This is a genomic window from Mucilaginibacter sp. (genome assembly GCF_041660805.1).
Classification (GTDB): Bacteria; Bacteroidota; Bacteroidia; order Sphingobacteriales; family Sphingobacteriaceae; genus Mucilaginibacter.
Window position 1 is genome coordinate 87,572 of sequence record NZ_JBAZVP010000012.1, and the last position, 17,339, is coordinate 104,910.

A 17,339-nucleotide genomic window follows, 5' to 3' on the forward strand; every position below is an offset into this window, starting at 1 on the left:
GTCAAACACATCAACATGAAAACAATCCCTTTTAGTATTTCACTTGTATTTATTGTACTATTCGCCGGAAGTTTTACTTATAATAAACCCGATGAGTATGCAAGCTTTAAACAACAGTTTTTAGACCTGATAAACAAAACCCGTACAAAGGGATGTAACTGCGGCAATACTTATATGCCTCCCGCCGCTCCTATGGTTTGGAACAACGACCTGGAGAGATCTGCGGAGGGCCATGCTAAAGACATGGCCAAACAGAAATACTTTAGCCACACCAGCAAAGATGGCCGCGGTATGGAAACCCGCATTATTAACGCGGGATACATATTTAAGGGATTTAAAAGTTTTATGGCAGGCGAAAACATTGCCTTTGGGCAAACCAGTATTGATGAGGTGATGACCGGTTGGTTTAAAAGCGACGGCCATTGTAAAAACCTAATGAACCCCGGCTTTAAAGAAGTTGGCGTTGCCGAGTATAACCGTTACTGGGTACAGGATTTTGGCGGCCGCGAGTCATTCACAGCCGAGCAGCAACGGCTCATAAAAAGCGGTAAATACAAGCTGATACAACATGACCCGGTAAGGCATTAATCCTGCGAATCTTCCTGTTCTTTTTTAGGCATTGGGCCACGTTTGTAAATTACCAATCCGTTTAAAAAATTGCGTAATAACTGGTCTTTACAAGGCTGAAAATTGGGGTGGTCTTCCTTGCGGAATATAGCGCTCAATTCCGTTTTTGTTGTACGGAAGTTAACCAGCTTTAATATCTCTATAATATCATCATCGCGCAGCTGTAATGCCACACGAAGCTTTTTCATAACATCATTATTACTCATAGCTTACTGGTTATATCTTTTTAAATATTACTATTCCGTTGTGCCCGCCAAAACCAAAGGTATTGCTTAAAGCAGCATCCACTTTTTTGTTAATAGCTTCTTTTATAACAATGTTTAACCCCTGCGGAATTTCAGGGTCAATGGTTGTAGTATTGATGGTTGCCGGTATAATTCCGTTAATTATCGCTTTTATAGATATAATGGCTTCTATTGCTCCTGCAGCACCCAGCAAATGCCCGGTTACAGATTTGGTAGCGCTAATATGTAATCCATCATGGCCGTCAAATACCGCCTTTATCGCTTTTGATTCGCTGATATCGCCAACTGGTGTTGATGTGGCATGTGCATTTACATAATCAATATCGGTTGCATTTAACCCTGCATCTTCCAGCGCTAATTTCATACCATGTATAGCACCCTTACCTTCTGGGTGGGTTGCAGTGATATGATAAGCATCTGATGTCATGGCAGCACCTCCTACTTCGGCGTAGATATGGGCACCCCTTGCTTTGGCGTGCTCGTACTCTTCTAACACCAATACACCGGCACCTTCACCCATTACAAAACCGTCCCGCTCCACATCAAACGGGCGCGAAGCTTTTGTTGGGTCATCATTACGGGTTGATAACGCTTTTAACGAATTATATCCGCCGATAGAGGCCTCACTGATAGGCGCATCAGAACCACCGGTTATAATAATTTTTGCCTTACCAAATCTAATGTAGTTAAACGCATCCATTATAGCGGTATTAGCGCTTGCGCAAGCAGAAGCAGTGGAGAAATTAACCCCCATAAACCCAAATTTAATAGAGATCATACCTGATGCCATGTTAACCAGGGTTTTAGGTATAAAAAACGGATTAAAGTGAGGCTCAAAGCCGGATGCGGCAAATTCTTTATACTGATGCTCAAACGTTTCCATGCCACCCTGGGCGGTACCAAAAATTACCCCAATATCAAAAGGCGACATGGTATGCATGTCAAATCCTGAATCTTCAATAGCTTGCTTAGCAGCTACCAGTGCATATTGGGTATATAGGTCGCTACGCTTAATTTCATTCCTATCAAGGTATTGCGCGGGGCTAAAATCATTTATTTGTGTGGCAAAGCGGGTTTTAAAATGTTCGGCATTAAAACGGGTAATGGCTTTAGCCGGGCTATTTCCTTCAACAATATTATTCCAAAAACTGGCAACATCATTTCCTGAAGCGGAAACAACTCCCATGCCGGTAACTACAACTCTTTTCATCAATTAATTATACAAGCTATTTAATTTTCCTGCGTGCTGCAAAAGTACTACAGGAAACTTTATTATTTAAAAATATTTCACCAGCCCATTATACCCATTGTGCGTACAAATTCGGGTTGTAAGGGGGCGTTTATGGTTATCTCCACACCTGTAACGGGGTGTGTAAACATTAATTGTGATGCATGAAGCATCATGGTATCCAGCTCCCAGGTTTCTTTAAACAGTTTGTTTTGCTTATTGCAGCCGTGTGTACGGTCGCCTATAATGGGGTGGAATATATGGGCGAAATGTTTGCGCAGCTGGTGCATCCGCCCGGTTTCGGGCGCGGCCTCAACCAGTGAATACCTCGATGTGGTATGCTTCCCTAAAGCTACATCCAGCTCAGCACGCTTTAAAGTAATGTAACGGGTAAAAGCTTCCTGTAAAGTGCCGTTCTCTTTACGCAGCGGGTAATCTATTTCTTCACTATCAGGGGTGTAACCACGCAAAATGGCCAAATACTTTTTCTTTACCTGGTTTTCCATAAACTGTTGCTGCATGGCAATTTCTGTAGGTTTATCAAAAGCAAAAAGCAATACGCCACCTGTTTTACGGTCAATACGATGCGCGGGATTAACCTTTTTTTCTATCTGATCCCTAAGCATCTGCAGGGCAAACTCTTCCGCATCCGCAGCTATGGATGAACGGTGCACCAACAAACCGTGCGGTTTATTAATAGCTATTAAATGATCGTCCTGATAAAGAATTTCCAGCATCAACTTAAAACAAACTGAAACTGCCCGGTAATTTGATCAAGCGAATTAAACTCGGCCACTACAACCTGTGCCGGGTTAATGCAATAAACGGGGCTTTCCACGTACCGTGATGCAACGCTAATATGAATATTACCTGCATGCTCTGCAAATAGCTGCTGTGCCTTTTCGGGGTCATTATTATCTTTTGATAAATGCGCCAGCAGCACATGGCTCATATAATCGGGTTTATGGTTAATGAACATTTCAAGCGCCTGCTTATTTGATAAGTGGCCTTTTCCACCACGGATACGACGTTTTAAATAGAACGGGTACCTGCCCTGCTCCAGCATATCCTCATCATAATTAGCTTCAAGGAACGCTGCGTGGCATTGCGAGAAATGGCGGATCAAATGTTCGCATGGTGCGCCAATATCAGTAAATACACCTATACGTGTATCACCATTGGTGATCATAAAGCTATGCGGCTCAACAGCATCATGATGTTTAGGGAAAGCAATAATTTCCAGGTTACCTATCTGAACCGGCAGGTACGATTTAAGTGTTAAACAAAGTTCTTTTGGTACGGCGCCGCAATGATGTACAGTACCATCGGTAACGTAAACCGGCAGGCGGTATTTTTTAGCTAACACGGCTAAGCCGCGAATATGATCAGAATGTTCGTGTGATATAAAAATGGCTTTTACCCTTTGCATGGATAAACCCAGGCGGGTCATCCTTTTTTCGGTTTCACGGCAGGATATGCCGGCATCAACCAGCACCGCTTCCCGCTCATTACCAATGTAATAGCAATTGCCGTTACTTCCAGAATTTAATGATGCAATAAACACCGGCATAGCTTACAAAGTAAAACATTTTACGCTAATAGAAGAAGCATAAACGGGTATTAATTTTAATTGAAACGAAGCCCTTAAAATTGCCTATTTTGGTACTGCCAAATATAAATACAGTATTAAGCCGCCAGTTAATGACTAAACAATTTACGTTTAAGGCTTTATTATTTGCTGCAACGCTGATCATTTGCACAGGTACTTTTGCCCTTGCTACAAAGATCATTAACAGCGTTGATACTTTTACAATACTTAATACCGAAGCAGACATCCCTGCCACGAATACTAATAATACTTTTGCTATTGACCCGCCGGTTATTAGCTACGTAACACCACAAATTTTTACAGTTGGCACGGCTGTAAACTTACTCGTTACCAACAATGGTGGGGATGTGCCTGCTAATGGTTATACCATAAGCGCGGCATTACCGCCCGGCCTAACACTTGATGCTAATACCGGCACTATAAGCGGTACGCCTACGGCTCCATTCGCAGCAACTATTTATACAGTAACAGCTACAAATGCGGCCGGGCCAAGTAATGCCACCATCAATATCAAGGTAAAACCTATTGCCCCGCCTGTTGTAACAGCCCCGGTTATTACTTATGAAACTCCTAAAACCTACGCCCCAAATGTGGCTATAGCACCACTTGCACCAACAAATACCGGTGGTGAAGTAAAAAGGTATTCATCCGGATTAATTACAAATTATGCCGGTACAGGGGAGCCCGGACGGATAGATGGCCCAAAAAACTCCGCTAAGTTTAATTCTCCATTTCAAATGGTTTTAGATGGCGCGGGTAATTTTTACATTGCCGATCTCAATAATTTCGCCATCAGAAAAATGACCGCCGCAGGCATAGTAAGCACTTATGCTGGTGCAAACGGAACAGGAAATGCCAACGGGCAGGCAAACGTATCACAATTCAGGGCGCCACGTGGCATTGCTGTAGATAGCCATGGTAATATATTCGTGGCCGATTTATATGCCATCAGGAAAATAACCCCGGAGGGTGTCGTATCTACATTTGCAGGAAGCCCTGTTAGTGGCTTTGCAGATGGTACCGGGTCACAAGCTGGTTTTGATGGTGCCATAAGTTTGGCGATAGATCAATCAGATAATTTATATGTTGCCGATCAGAATAATCTTTTGATAAGAAAGATAACCCCGGCAGGCGTTGTTACCACACTTGCAGGAAACAGGTCTCGCGGGCATGTGGATGGCCAGGGCAATTCGGCCACTTTTGATGGGCCGGCCAGTATAACCATTGATGCATCCGGAAATTTATATGTAGCCGATTATCTTACTATCAGGAAAATAACCCCTGCCGGTTTAGTAACCACTATTGCAGGGAGCGGCGAACAGCAAGTGGCCGACGGGCCTGCATTATCAGCCAGCTTTGGCAATGCTGCGGGTATCGCCATTAGTCCTTTGGGTGATATCTATATATTAGATATAGGGAATGATGTTCTTAACGAGGGAAGTGATATTTTAAGATTACTTAATACAAACGGCGTAGTATCAACGGTAGATATAGTGCAACCCGGCGGCGCCCAAACATTCTTATCTCAACCGGCAGGGCTCATTTTTGACAAAAACGGTCTGCTATACATAACAGGTAATAACAATTATATACAAACCGTGTCATTTGACAAGTATACCATTGATAAACCGCTGCCCCCAGGCATGAGCTTTGACATTTACACTGGTATTATCAGCGGTACCCCCACAGCCTTATCGCCCCCTACCAATTATACCATAACAGCTAATAATACCGGCGGTACCAGCACAACAGTGGTTAATATACAGGTTAAGGTACCTGGTACGCTCCTGCCATCTGTTATAACATTCCCTACACTGCCTTATGGTGAAACATGGGACAACAATTACAACGTTGACCCTAAAATAACCAGCAACAACACCGAAACGCCCATTATAATTACCAGCAGCAACACGGCTGTGGTAACCGTTAACCCAGACGGCACTTTACACATAGTTGGCATAGGCCAAACTACAATTACCGCCACACAAATTGGCAATGCAAATTACAGCGATGCAACTCCCGTATCACAAAGCTTAGTTATAGGTAAAGATGATCAGGTTATCACATTCCCTCCCTTTACAGCCAAAACAAGCTGTGATGTTGATTTTTTTGCAGGGGCAACAAGCACAAATATTAATATTCCAATAACTTATGTAAGCAGTAACCCCACTGTGGCCATAGTATCTGCAGAAGATGCTGTTGTCCATATTATTGGGCCGGGCACAACAACTATCACTGCCTCACAAGCCGGGTCGGCACTTTATAATACTGCTACCCCTGTATCACGGGTGTTAACAATCACAAACTCATCACCTGGTAATTTACCTGTAGTTACTATATCAGCAACGGCTGTTAATATTAGTACCGGTACTAACGTTACTTTTACTGCTACAACTGCAAATCAAGCAGATGTTAAATCATACCAATGGCAGGTAAACGGTCAAAGCACCGGAACAAACAGTGAAAGCTTTTCAAGTTCAACATTAGCAAATGGCGACAAAGTTACCTGTATCGTAACATTTAATGATAATACCTGTGTAGCGCCCGTTACAAGCAACGAGTTAACAATAACCATTTTACCCGAAGCTGTTGTTATACCTGCCAATACCTTTACACCAAATGATGATGGCATTAATGATACGTGGAAAATTCCGTCGCTTGTGTTTTATCCCGATTGCCAGGTAAATATATTTAACCGTAACGGTACCTTGCTCATGCAATCAACCGGATATAACAAGCCATGGGATGGCACCTATAATGGAAAACAACTTCCCCCGGGTGTTTATTATTATGTTATTGATACACGGGATGGAAAGGCTAAATTATCAGGCAGTGTTACAATAATAAGGTAATACATTAAACAAAAAAGGACCGGCTAGTAAAGCCGGTCCTTTTTAATATGAAGTATTTTTAAACTCTTATTTTGATGAAGAAACCTGCATCGGGCTAACTCCAACAGACTGGCCGCGCGCCGGGCCTGCACCTGCTATACGTTGTTTAAACAGCTGGAACTTTGAAGGCTCCGGTAGTTTACCCCAGTAGTTATTGCTTTCATCAATATCTGCGGTTTCACGCATTGGGTCAAGTTTAATTGAAGCAACTTCTTTATCCTGTATGTAGAATTTACTTACCGAACGCTCGTTTAAACGCCAAACCTGTGCCGGGATCCGGTCAACCTGTTTAGTACCATCTTTATAGGTAAATTCAACAATGATAGGCATAACCAAACCGCCTTTATTGCTAAAGGTTAACTCATAGAAGTACTTGTTGGCATATTTAGCCTTGTCTTGGTCAGTAGCGGCTTCAGTGCTCATTGGCTGCCCTGCCGGCTGGCCTTTCATAATTGATGCAAATTTATTGCTATCAACACCTATCATTCCCCTATCGTATTTCCAATAGAAATCCTGCGTAGCAGTATCCTTGTCTGTTTGGAATCTGATATTCTTATCGTTTTTGTTCCTGATCTTAGAAATATCTTCAAAGCTGTTTACAGCAGGCGGGGCAACTTTTGGTGCACCACCACCCGGCCTGCGCATGTTTGGTAATTTACCATCCAGATCAGCCTTGGCATATTTAACAGAATCTAATGAAATATCTACCGGGTCGGTTCCGTAGAACCAGCCTCTCCAAAACCAATCCAGATCCTCACCGCTTGCATCTTCCATCGTACGGAAAAGATCGGCAGGTGTAGGGTGTTTAAATGCCCAGCGGCGTGAGTATTCTTTAAAGGCATAATCAAACAATTTGCGGCCCATAATAGATTCGCGCAGTATGTTTAAGGCAGTTGCCGGTTTTGAGTATGCATTAGGGCCAAACCTCACAATGTTCTCGGAGTTGGTCATTACCGGCTCCAGTTCATTCTTAGGTAGTTTCATGTAATCAACAATGGTATAAGCAGCTCCTTTTTTGCTTGGGAACTTGTTATCCCAAAGCTCTTCGGTAAGGTACTCAACAAATGAGTTTAAGCCTTCGTCCATCCATGTCCACTGGCGCTCATCGCTGTTCACTATCATTGGGAAAAAGTTGTGGCCAACTTCGTGGATAATTACGCCTATCATACCGTTCTTGGTGCTTTCACTGTAAGTACCGTCTTTTTCGGTACGGCCATAGTTAAAGCATATCATTGGGTACTCCATACCGTTTGATGCCTCAACACTTTGTGCAACCGGGTATGGGTAAGGGAAAGTAAAATCAGAATATGTTTTAACAGTATGCGCAACTAACCGTGTTGAATATTTGTTGTACAGGTTGTAAGCTTCTTTACCGTAAAAGCTCATGCACATTACGTTTTTGCCGCTTACTTTTTGGCCCATACCATCCCAAATAAATTTACGTGATGATCCGAATGCAAAGTCGCGAACGTTATTTGCCTGGAAAACCCAGGTTTTTTTTCCTGCTGCAGGTGCTTTCTCCGCTTTTTTAGCTTCGGCAAGGGTAACAATCTCTACCGGAGCAGTTGCCGTTTTAGCACGATTGTAACGGGCTAATCTTTCAGGGCTTAATACAGCGCTGTAGTTGAGACATTCACCGGTACCGCCAACCACATGGTCAGACGGAACGGTTATTTGAACTTTAAAGTTACCAAACGTTAAAGCGAATTCGCCGCGGCCGGTAAACTGGTGGTTCTGCCATCCCTGGAAATCGCTGTAAACGCAAAGGCGCGGGTACCACTGTGTCATAGTGAACAGGTAGTTACCATCCTCAGGGAAAAACTCATAGCCTCCCCTGCCGCCTATTGTCATACGGTCGGTAATTTTATAGTTCCAATCCAAATTAAATATAAACTGTGCACCCGGTTTTAACGGTGTAGGCAGGTCTATACGCATCATGGTTTTGTTAATGGTATAACTCAATTTTTTACCGGTTGCATCTGTCAGTTTAGTGATCATATCACCAAGCCCATTATCAACATCGCTGTTACGGCCTGCAGAGCGGTCAACATTTTGTGTGGTTGAAAACTTTGGCATAGTAGAGCTGCTTTGGTAATTGGCATTATTAAGCGTGTTATGCTGGTTCTCATCTAACTGCAGCCAGATGTAAGTAAGCGGGTCTGGCGAGTTATTAAAATAAGTTACCGTTTCGCTGCCTGTAAGCTTCAGGTTTTTTTCGTCCAGCTCGCATTTAATGTTGTAATCTGCACGCTGCTGCCAGTATTTCACTCCGGGTGCACCGCTTGCCGTTCTTTGCTCGTTAGGGGTATTTAAAATAGTGCCCAACTGCTCAAACTTATTACCATGGTTACTACCGGGGTTGTTTTGTATATCTTGTGCAAAAGCAGCACTGATAATACTTACCGTAAATAAAACGCTTGTAAAAATCCGCTTCATATTTGTTATTGAGTTTAAAAATCAAATTTAATTTAAAAAGGCAATCTTTCAAGAGCCATTTGTACTGATAATGCAAATACCCCTGCCGATAAGAAAAACACCCAATCGCGGCGGGATACTTTTAAAAAATTAATAAATAAGAGCGCGAACATCAACACAATAGCAACTACACATATCTGCCCTGCCTCAAGCCCTATATTAAAACCAAACAGCCCCATTCCTATTGATTGATCTTTTGCAAGCATAATACGGATGGCATTCGCAAACCCCATTCCGTGTATAAGCCCAAAACCAAGGGCAAGGTAATAGTTCACTTTAGCGCTGCCGCCCTTTTTATCAATCCTCAAAATATTATTAAGGGCAGTTATAAAAATGGTACAGGGTATTAAAAACTCAACCCACTTGCCGGGGAACCTTATTACATCAAGAACGCTCAAAGCTAATGTTAACGAGTGCCCTATGGTAAAGGCGGTAACTAATATCAATACCTGTTTTATATTTTTAAAGGTATATACCGATGCTAATGCCAGAATAAACAGCTGGTGATCTAATGCTTCGGTACTGATAATGTGTTTCCATCCCAACCCAAAATAAAAAACAAAATCAGACATAATAATATGGGCCTTGAAAGCGTAAATTTAGCACGTTTTTAATATTAATGAAACTTGCTTGCATTATGATCGCTTTTTTAGGTAAATCACTATTATATTGTTACATTTTATCCGGTGCTTTTTTTATCAGCAGAACAACTGATAATTTCCACCCTTTACATGTAAGCACAACCGATGTTAGTTTTAACGCGCAGGATAACCAGCTGGAGGTGATCTGTACAATTTTTACAGACGACTTTGAGGTAGCGCTTGAAAAGCAGTTCCACGCGAAAGCCGACTTAACCAAGCCCGATATGCATGCCGCTATGGATGCGTTTGTAAAGAACTACGTGAACAGCCATCTGCAGCTAAAAACAGGGGCTGCTCCTTTAGTACTCAACTACGTTGGATACGAAATTAACCGCGAAGCTGTAAACGTTTATCTGGAATCGGCCAAAATAGCTGTACCTAAAAAAATTGATGCCGAAGTAAGCTTGCTGCAAAATGTTTATGACGATCAATTAAACATTGTACATATGACTGTAGCCGGCAACCGTAAAAGCGCTAAATTAGACTACCCGGCAAAGAAAGTATCCCAGACTTTTTAATAATTTAAGAAAATTAACAAGCAAACATTTTACAACCAATAGTTATAAAATTGCATTATTTAATATTATTAAATATCAATTTTACAACTATTGTAATATATGCAAGCGTTTGCATATATAAATTTCGTTATTAGCTATAAATTTTCAATATTTGCAAACCCCCTTAATGCATTAAAACTTATTAGTTCCGAAAGAGTTGCTTTAGCTTTCCGTGTATGTGTAAATTATCAAATTAATCTTTGCCGATATTTGTAATTCATTATACATTTGATGCTAGATGTTTAATTACATTTATGAACCAAAACCGTACTTTAAAACGACTATTTGATATATTACTCAGTTTAGCAGTTATCATTTTTATTTTATCATGGCTTTTACCAATACTTGTTATTCTGATAAAATTAGAATCGCCGGGGCCCGGTATTTTTAAACAAGAACGTTCTGGCAGGTATAATAAACCATTTTGGTGTTACAAGTTCCGTAGCATGCGGGTAAATAATATTCAATCACAAGCCACTAAAGGTGATTTAAGAACAACCAGGATCGGCGCGTTTATGCGCAGGACAAGCATGGATGAACTACCTCAGTTTTTTAATGTATTATTTGGAGAAATGAGTATTGTAGGCCCAAGGCCGCATATGCTTAAACATACCGAAGAGTATAGCCTTGTTATTGACCAGTACATGGACCGCCATTTTTTAAGGCCGGGCATTACCGGTTGGGCACAGATCAATGGTTATCGCGGCGAAATTAAAGATCATGACCAGATATTGCGCCGGGTTGAACACGATATATGGTATATTGAAAACTGGACCATTACAGGTGATATTAAAATCATTATCAACACATTTGTAAATGTTATTAAAGGCGACGAGAACGCTTATTAATCAGGCCATCAACTTACAATCCCTTCTTTTACTTGCCTTTGGTGTATTTAAACAGCAGTATATCCCCATTACTTAGCGGATCGCCTTCGTTTGATATATATAAGTTTCCCTGTTTATCAAATGCTATACCCTCCGGCTGTAAAAACCGGCCGGGGTCTAATGGATAGGCTTGCTGAACGTTCCAGCTCTCATCTGCCACAACCAAAAGTTTGTTTACTGACGATAATATATACCACTGTTTGGTTAGCGGATTTTTTGCCAGTGCCGATGGATGGAACTTGAGCTTCTTTTTACCGGACAGCTCACTTATCCTCCTTACATCAACTTTAAAATTACCTGCCTTTGAAATTGAACCGTCGGCAGATACATTGAATATAAAACCACTGCATTCTTTATCGTGTTTATCGCCGGGGCATTGCTTGCATAAAGCATATAGTTTATTGGCCGGCTGATCTGCATGTAAGCCCTCATATTCGCCCTTTGGCAGCAAACCATTAAACTCTTTTATATCTGTTAATTTACCGCTGTTAACCTGGTTTAAGGCCAGGCTGTAAAGCTTACCATCGCTACGCAGCATTACAGCCCTGCTACCAATAATGGCAACATCTTCGTAATCGCCATGTTTACCAAATTTGGTATAGCTTACCTTTTTATCGCCAGGGCGGAAATAAAATATTTCTCCATCTTCATCCTGTTCGGCATATATGCGGCTATTATCGCCGTTATTGAATGCTATCCCTGAGATCTCCAGTAACTCCGCAGGCATAGAATATTTTACAGGCTTGCTCAAATCATAACCTGCAGGGCCTTTTACACTTGAATTTTTGGTTTGACTGCATGATGAACCTATTACACCTATCAACAATAAGGAAAGTAGAGTAGCTGTTTTCATAATGATATAATTATTACCGGGCCTAATTGTTTAGCAAATGGTAAATTTCTTTTTGCGATTGGATCTGTTCCCCTGTAATACCGGGGCGTATCTGGTTTAAATGCCCGTCTATTAAAACAGCTTGTACATTATCATTTAACTGCAGATCAACCATGTCCATCAATTGCTTTTTTATAGCCGTGTCATAAACCGGGAAACATACTTCTATCCGATGATAAACGTTCCGGTTCATCCAATCTGCCGAACCCATAAACACATCCGGATCGCCATTATTGTTAAATATAAATACACGGCCATGTTCCAGGTAGCGGTCAACTATCCGTTTTATGGTAATGTTTTCGCTCAATCCGGCAACTCCGGGCACAAGGCAGCAAATACTGCGAACTATCAGGGAGATCTTCACTCCTGCCTGCGATGCCTCATACAACTTATCAATAAGGACGCGCTCCTCCAGATTGTTCATTTTTATGGTGATACCTGCGGGCAAGCCTTGCTTAACATTACTTATCTCCCGGTCTATTAATTCAAGGAAACGGGTTTGGAGATTAAACTGGGCTACTAATATATGCCTGAATATAATTTGATTAGCTGCAGATGGTTTTTCGCGCTTTGCCAAAAAAATGAACAGCAACTCTACCTCGCGCAGTAATTCTGGGTTGGTGGTTAGCAATATATGATCTGTATAGAACCTGGCAGTGCCCTCATTAAAATTACCCGTAGCCAGTAAGCCCGAATAATGTACACGATCGTTTTTACGGGTTTTAACCAGGGCGATCTTGGCGTGTACCTTAAGCGCGGTAACGCTGTAAATAATATGCACACCCGCGCTTTTCATTTTTTTAGCCCATTTAAGATTGTTAGCTTCATCAAAACGGGCCTTTAGCTCCACCACTACCCTCACCTGCTTGCCGTTTTTAGCCGCGCTGATCAAGGCATTCACTATTCTTGAATTGCTGGCCACACGATAGAGAGAAACGTTTATCTCCTCTACATCGGGGTTATTAGCAGCCTCGTTAAAAAACCGCAGTATAGTTTCATATGATTGATAAGGCGTATTTACCAGCATATCTTTTTGAGCCAATACAGCTGTTAATGGCTCTGTGGTGGGCACGCCTAAATTTATTGGCGGCCAGGGCTTATACTGCAAAGCAGGGTCATTTACCGGGAAAGAGAAAAAATCCTTCAGATTATGGTAACGGCCGCCTTCAACAGTGGTTGCGTTTTGCAGATCCAGGTGCTGAATAATTAACTGCAGTATGCGCAACGGAATATCGGCCTGGTACAAAAAGCGCGTGGCAAGGCCAAGATCGCGCTTTTTAAGCTGGGTTTCCAGCTGGTCTGATAGTTCGCCTGCATATTCGTCTTTAAGGTCAAGCTCAGCATCCCGGGTAATTTTTATGCTGTAGCAATTCTCAACAACAGCATCCTTAAATAATTTATTTAAGTTAAACCTGATAATATCGTCTAAAAAACAAATGAACTGCCCGCCATCTGCCTTAACAGTAAAAAATCTGGGCAATTCGTCTGATGGGATATTAAGCAATATCAGTTTCTCTTTATCGCCCTCATGCAATTGCACTATAAAATACAGCTTATTGTTTTCAGGAAAAAAGCTGGTATCCGTTCCCAGCACTACAGGCTGCATAAAAGCCAACACTTCTGACAGGAAATAGCTGGTTACTTTATCCTCCAGATTTGCCGGCAATGCCTCGTTATATAATAAATGGATCTTTTCTGCTTTTAACAACGGCAGTAATTGGGTAGTTAATATCTGCCCGAATTTTTGCTGCTGGCCCAGTATCATATTACCCGCCTGCTCTAAAATACTTGCCTGTTCATCGGCATCAATATCATTGCTGTTTTTTTCGCCTACCTTTTTTAAGGCACGTAATACAGGCATCCGTACGCGGTAGAACTCATCTAAATTGGAAGAATAAATAGATAAGAATTTTATCCGTTCCACCAATGGCACCTGAGTATTGGCGGCTTCGTCAAGCACACGTTCATTAAAGGTTAACCAGCTAAGGTCCCTGTTAAAATACTTTGTAGGCATATTTTATGGCAGATTACTTTGTAAACATTGCCGAAGCAATAATGAACGCTAAAACAGCACCAATAAGGCCAAACATAAATATGTTATAAGCAATGCGCAGCAGGCGATACTTTTTACCTAAAACCACCCCCTGTGCGTATACATCTTTTATCAGGCTGCCATATAAAAAGTCCCTGTCCTCCATCATTTTGATCATACCGTAACTATAATCATCAAGGCCCATTTTATAGAAGTTACCAAAAAACAGCAGGTTTACCTTTTTGTCATCAACATCGGCTTTTGAAAAAGTACCTTCAGGGATAGACGGGCGTGTAGCCAATATGGAAAAAGTCATGGCCAGCAAACTAACCGATAACAGGATAAAGGTGGGAATTATCAGATACTCATAATCATTTAGCCTGCGTAACAGCAAACTGATAATAGCCGATAGTATGATGGAGTTCACCGTGATCATGATATGCGCCTTATTATCGGCCATATCGCTCAATCGCTGATGATTGCTTGAGCTTATCCTGAACATGGTTTCAATACCCTTATCCGGCTTTTCAAGCTTATCCCGTTTGCCTTTCCCGTTTTCTGCTGTATCAACAATGGTATAGTCCATCAATAGGCCGGGTTCCTTCTTCGCTTCTTTCAATTCCTTTTTGCTTGCTTTTTCTTCCGCGTCGGCTACCTTGCTTTGTAATTTTTCGATATTTTTTTGCTTACTGTCATTAAGCAAAACCTGGCAGTAATCGGTATGGTAATGATGATCCTGTAAAAATTTAATGCTTTTACGGCGCCAGTCCTGCTTGCTTACCTCCGTATCATGTAAAGCATTCAACTCTTTAAGCAATAGCTTATCCTTATCAAAAAAGTCATCAGTACCCAGGTGAAACAGATCCGCATCACAAACAATTTGCTCCATTAACACTTTTGGCGATTGCGGCATTTTTGTAGCCATTATGCAGGCGTTCACATCTGCAACAATGCTTTCTTCTGTATTGTGCTTTCTTAAAAAAGCATCGGCAAGTTTAGCGCTTTCTTCTTCATGGTTATTTATATCTACCATATAGCCCAGGTCATGGAACCAGGCAGCTGCCATTACAACAAAAAAATCACGATCGTTTAGCTGGTAATGATTGGCTATTTGCGTTGCCTTACCGGCCATATATTCTGTATGCTGTTTGCTATGGTAAAAAAGTATAGGGTTATTATGCAATTTGTAATACCCCAATGCATACTCATTAACCTGCTTCAGTAAATGTTGATAGTTCATGCTTTTAGTTCATGGATGATAAAAAAACAGTAAGTAAACATTTAAATTGTATTTAGATATTATGCAAACTCAAATACTGCTTACTTTGCGTATAAATATAAAAATTAAAATCTTTAGCCTGACATTTATGAAAACACATCAAAAAAGGCGATTTTTATCCATACTGATTGTTTTACAGTTGTTTATGGCTGCTCCTTTTGCTGCCAAAGTGTTTGGGCAATCGCAATTACAACGCTTTGATGACAATATTATGCTTGATTTGGCGGCGCATCGCACCCCGGAAGAGACAGGCGTGATGCTTTTTTTGTCTAACACCTATCGTTATGGAGACGTTGGGATACCGGCCGCTTTACTTGTTGGAGGCATTATACGCAACGATAGCCAGATGCGCCAAAACGCATTATATGTAGCCAGCAGTACCGCAATTTCATACGGGTTAACACTGCTGATAAAACATATAGTTAAACGCCCGAGGCCATTTGTACAAAATGTTAAAATAATTCCTGTTTACAGGGCGGGCAGCACATCTTTCCCATCGGGGCATGCCTCGTCTACATTTGCTACAGCAACGGCACTGTCAAGCGCGTACCCTAAATGGTATGTTATTGCGCCTGCCATGTTATGGGCAGGGTCGGTAAGTTACTCAAGAATGTATTTGGGTGTGCATTACCCTACTGATGTAGCCGCCGGTGCAATATTAGGCAGCGGAACAGCTTTGTTATTACAGCCCATAAAAAGATAATTAAGTATAAAAGAATTGCACCTGCAGTGCATCTTAATAAAGTCATAAGAACAATTTGTATAGTCCAAATGCCTACAAATTAAGTATTATTGTATAATAAATTTGAAAGAGCAATGTTATCTGAACCTACCTACCTCCCGGCCCGTATGGTGGCTTCAACAATTGAGGCTCATTTCACAAAGCATTTATCAGCCGCCAGCACGCTTAATGGCGAAAAATTAGCGACTGCCCCTAACAGTGATATTATTGAAGCAGTTATTGATATTGCTTTTTGGGCAAGCCTGCGAAGGGAAGAAGGACGCTCACCAGCTATATCATTAGCGCTGCTGCAGCCGCATCAATCAGACAGGCCGCTTATGTTTGGGCAAAAGCTGAGGTTAACACCGCAAAACCTTATTAAACTGGCACCCGCGGTTGAACAGCCCGGCATACATTTAGGGGTTTGGCCAGAGGGCGACGATCTTTTTATTTGGGGCACTACGCACAGCATACCCGCAATTTGTTTTGTATTGGAAGTGATAGAACCAGGTTTATTGGTTATTAAACACCGCCGGGTGGGTGGCTTTGGTAAGTTTGTAAACATTGCCGTATTACAGGGCGACCAGATAAAAGTACTTGACGAAGTAACTATGGGCATTGCCGATTGTCCTTCGCTCCTTGAGTCGCTGGAGAATATGCCTTTACCATCATTTATTGGCGAATCATTTAACGTGCTGGTACAACTCGCGGCTTCTATGCGGGTACATAAGCGTGGCGGGCTGGTATTAATTGTTCCGCCTGATACCTGCGATTGGGAACAATCAATTGTACAGCCAATTAAATACCCGGTAACACCTGCTTACGGCGCTATATCTGAATTGTTAGAACTGAGTGACAGCGAAAAGAATATACTGCAATGGCAGGAAGACCTGCTGGAAGCTATTGACCTGATAGGCGGTTTTACCGCTGTTGACGGTGCCACTATTATTACTAAAAAGTATGATCTTTTAGCATTTGGTGTAAAAGTTGGCAGGCCCGAGAACAGTATCCCCGTAGGGCAAATAATATTTACTGAACCTGTTGCCGAAGGAAAGGCTGTAAAAGTACATCCGGCACAAAGCGGGGGCACCCGGCATTTAGCTGCGGCCCAATTTGTGAGCGACCAGCATGACGCGGTAGCACTGGTAGCATCGCAGGATGGCCAGTTTACAGTTTTTGCATGGTCTGAACAGTTAAAAATGGTGCATGCCCATCGTATAGATGTGTTACTTTTATAATTAATTAACCCTAATTT

15 protein-coding genes are annotated in these 17,339 nt (G+C 41.8%); 6 read left to right on the forward strand and 9 right to left on the reverse strand.

The annotated features are described in order from the left end of the window. Window positions 1-15: 15 nt before the first annotated feature. Window positions 16-588, forward strand: coding sequence for a CAP domain-containing protein (locus tag WC743_RS16085; RefSeq protein WP_373013443.1), 573 nt, complete (start codon window positions 16-18; stop codon window positions 586-588). Here WC743_RS16085 and WC743_RS16090 read toward each other — a convergent pair. The 4 genes from WC743_RS16090 to WC743_RS16105 all read right to left on the reverse strand — a co-directional run bounded on the left by WC743_RS16090 (window position 585) and on the right by WC743_RS16105 (window position 3,670). Then, complete coding sequence (locus WC743_RS16090; RefSeq protein ID WP_373013445.1) at window positions 585-833, reverse strand: DUF1456 family protein; 249 nt, start codon at window positions 831-833, stop codon at window positions 585-587. The genes WC743_RS16085 and WC743_RS16090 overlap by 4 nt on opposite strands. 10 nt (window positions 834-843) lie before the next feature. Further along, window positions 844-2,082, reverse strand: coding sequence for a beta-ketoacyl-ACP synthase II (fabF, locus tag WC743_RS16095; protein WP_373013447.1), 1,239 nt, complete (start codon window positions 2,080-2,082; stop codon window positions 844-846). Window positions 2,083-2,159: 77 nt separating this feature from the next. Further along, window positions 2,160-2,837: a pseudouridine synthase gene (locus WC743_RS16100; protein WP_373013449.1), complete on the reverse strand. Its 678-nt coding sequence runs from the start codon at window positions 2,835-2,837 to the stop codon at window positions 2,160-2,162. Next, complete coding sequence (locus WC743_RS16105) at window positions 2,837-3,670, reverse strand: MBL fold metallo-hydrolase (protein WP_373013451.1); 834 nt, start codon at window positions 3,668-3,670, stop codon at window positions 2,837-2,839. The genes WC743_RS16100 and WC743_RS16105 overlap by 1 nt, the downstream gene beginning before the upstream one ends. 131 nt (window positions 3,671-3,801) lie before the next feature. Here WC743_RS16105 and WC743_RS16110 point away from each other — a divergent pair, with 131 nt between their 5' ends. Next, complete coding sequence (locus WC743_RS16110) at window positions 3,802-6,561, forward strand: gliding motility-associated C-terminal domain-containing protein (RefSeq protein WP_373013453.1); 2,760 nt, start codon at window positions 3,802-3,804, stop codon at window positions 6,559-6,561. Between the two features lie 66 nt (window positions 6,562-6,627). Here WC743_RS16110 and WC743_RS16115 read toward each other — a convergent pair whose 3' ends face one another. Beyond that, window positions 6,628-9,036 (reverse strand): M1 family metallopeptidase, encoded by a 2,409-nt coding sequence (locus WC743_RS16115; protein WP_373013455.1) that lies wholly within the window; start codon window positions 9,034-9,036, stop codon window positions 6,628-6,630. 32 nt (window positions 9,037-9,068) lie between these two features. Then, the gene (locus WC743_RS16120; RefSeq protein ID WP_373013457.1) at window positions 9,069-9,647 is read right to left on the reverse strand and encodes a HupE/UreJ family protein; all 579 of its coding nucleotides are present in this window, start codon (window positions 9,645-9,647) and stop codon (window positions 9,069-9,071) included. Window positions 9,648-9,694: 47 nt separating this feature from the next. On the opposite strand from WC743_RS16120, the gene WC743_RS16125 reads away from it, so the two are divergent. Together WC743_RS16125 and WC743_RS16130 are read left to right on the forward strand one after the other, a co-directional pair. Beyond that, complete coding sequence (locus WC743_RS16125) at window positions 9,695-10,234, forward strand: DUF6702 family protein (protein WP_373013459.1); 540 nt, start codon at window positions 9,695-9,697, stop codon at window positions 10,232-10,234. A 293-nt stretch (window positions 10,235-10,527) separates the two neighbouring features. Then, a complete protein-coding gene (locus WC743_RS16130; protein ID WP_373013461.1) occupies window positions 10,528-11,121 on the forward strand; it encodes a sugar transferase in 594 nt (197 codons plus the stop codon). Between the two features lie 28 nt (window positions 11,122-11,149). On the opposite strand, the gene WC743_RS16135 is transcribed toward WC743_RS16130, so the two are convergent. Genes WC743_RS16135 through WC743_RS16145 form a run of 3 tightly spaced genes read right to left on the reverse strand, consistent with a single transcriptional unit; the run spans window position 11,150 to window position 15,324 of the window. Further along, entirely contained in the window at window positions 11,150-12,013 is an 864-nt protein-coding gene (locus tag WC743_RS16135) for an SdiA-regulated domain-containing protein (RefSeq protein WP_373013462.1), read from the reverse strand. A gap of 22 nt (window positions 12,014-12,035) precedes the next feature. Next, window positions 12,036-14,066, reverse strand: a complete 2,031-nt coding sequence (gene ppk1, locus WC743_RS16140; RefSeq protein WP_373013464.1) for a polyphosphate kinase 1 — start codon at window positions 14,064-14,066, stop codon at window positions 12,036-12,038. Window positions 14,067-14,079: 13 nt separating this feature from the next. Beyond that, entirely contained in the window at window positions 14,080-15,324 is a 1,245-nt protein-coding gene (locus WC743_RS16145) for a Pycsar system effector family protein (RefSeq protein WP_373013466.1), read from the reverse strand. A gap of 127 nt (window positions 15,325-15,451) precedes the next feature. On the opposite strand from WC743_RS16145, the gene WC743_RS16150 reads away from it, so the two are divergent. Both WC743_RS16150 and WC743_RS16155 read left to right on the forward strand, forming a co-directional pair. Further along, window positions 15,452-16,066 carry a phosphatase PAP2 family protein gene (locus WC743_RS16150; protein WP_373013468.1) on the forward strand — a complete coding sequence of 205 codons (615 nt, stop codon included), beginning with the start codon at window positions 15,452-15,454 and terminating at the stop codon, window positions 16,064-16,066. Window positions 16,067-16,179: 113 nt separating this feature from the next. Continuing rightward, window positions 16,180-17,322, forward strand: coding sequence for a putative sensor domain DACNV-containing protein (locus tag WC743_RS16155; RefSeq protein WP_373013470.1), 1,143 nt, complete (start codon window positions 16,180-16,182; stop codon window positions 17,320-17,322). Window positions 17,323-17,339 lie beyond the last annotated feature (17 nt).

What these genes read in the sequence shown, in the direction of transcription:
- WC743_RS16120 (WP_373013457.1), bottom strand. Translation starts at nt 9,647, where the DNA reads ATGTCTGATTTTGTTTTTTATTTTGGGTTGGGATGGAAACACATTATC.
- WC743_RS16115 (WP_373013455.1), bottom strand. Translation starts at nt 9,036, where the DNA reads ATGAAGCGGATTTTTACAAGCGTTTTATTTACGGTAAGTATTATCAGT.
- WC743_RS16105 (WP_373013451.1), bottom strand. Translation starts at nt 3,670, where the DNA reads ATGCCGGTGTTTATTGCATCATTAAATTCTGGAAGTAACGGCAATTGC.
- WC743_RS16135 (WP_373013462.1), bottom strand. Translation starts at nt 12,013, where the DNA reads ATGAAAACAGCTACTCTACTTTCCTTATTGTTGATAGGTGTAATAGGT.
- fabF (WP_373013447.1), bottom strand. Translation starts at nt 2,082, where the DNA reads ATGAAAAGAGTTGTAGTTACCGGCATGGGAGTTGTTTCCGCTTCAGGA.
- WC743_RS16100 (WP_373013449.1), bottom strand. Translation starts at nt 2,837, where the DNA reads ATGCTGGAAATTCTTTATCAGGACGATCATTTAATAGCTATTAATAAA.
- WC743_RS16155 (WP_373013470.1), top strand. Translation starts at nt 16,180, where the DNA reads ATGTTATCTGAACCTACCTACCTCCCGGCCCGTATGGTGGCTTCAACA.
- WC743_RS16145 (WP_373013466.1), bottom strand. Translation starts at nt 15,324, where the DNA reads ATGAACTATCAACATTTACTGAAGCAGGTTAATGAGTATGCATTGGGG.
- WC743_RS16110 (WP_373013453.1), top strand. Translation starts at nt 3,802, where the DNA reads ATGACTAAACAATTTACGTTTAAGGCTTTATTATTTGCTGCAACGCTG.
- WC743_RS16090 (WP_373013445.1), bottom strand. Translation starts at nt 833, where the DNA reads ATGAGTAATAATGATGTTATGAAAAAGCTTCGTGTGGCATTACAGCTG.
- ppk1 (WP_373013464.1), bottom strand. Translation starts at nt 14,066, where the DNA reads ATGCCTACAAAGTATTTTAACAGGGACCTTAGCTGGTTAACCTTTAAT.
- WC743_RS16150 (WP_373013468.1), top strand. Translation starts at nt 15,452, where the DNA reads ATGAAAACACATCAAAAAAGGCGATTTTTATCCATACTGATTGTTTTA.
- WC743_RS16130 (WP_373013461.1), top strand. Translation starts at nt 10,528, where the DNA reads ATGAACCAAAACCGTACTTTAAAACGACTATTTGATATATTACTCAGT.
- WC743_RS16125 (WP_373013459.1), top strand. Translation starts at nt 9,695, where the DNA reads ATGAAACTTGCTTGCATTATGATCGCTTTTTTAGGTAAATCACTATTA.
- WC743_RS16085 (WP_373013443.1), top strand. Translation starts at nt 16, where the DNA reads ATGAAAACAATCCCTTTTAGTATTTCACTTGTATTTATTGTACTATTC.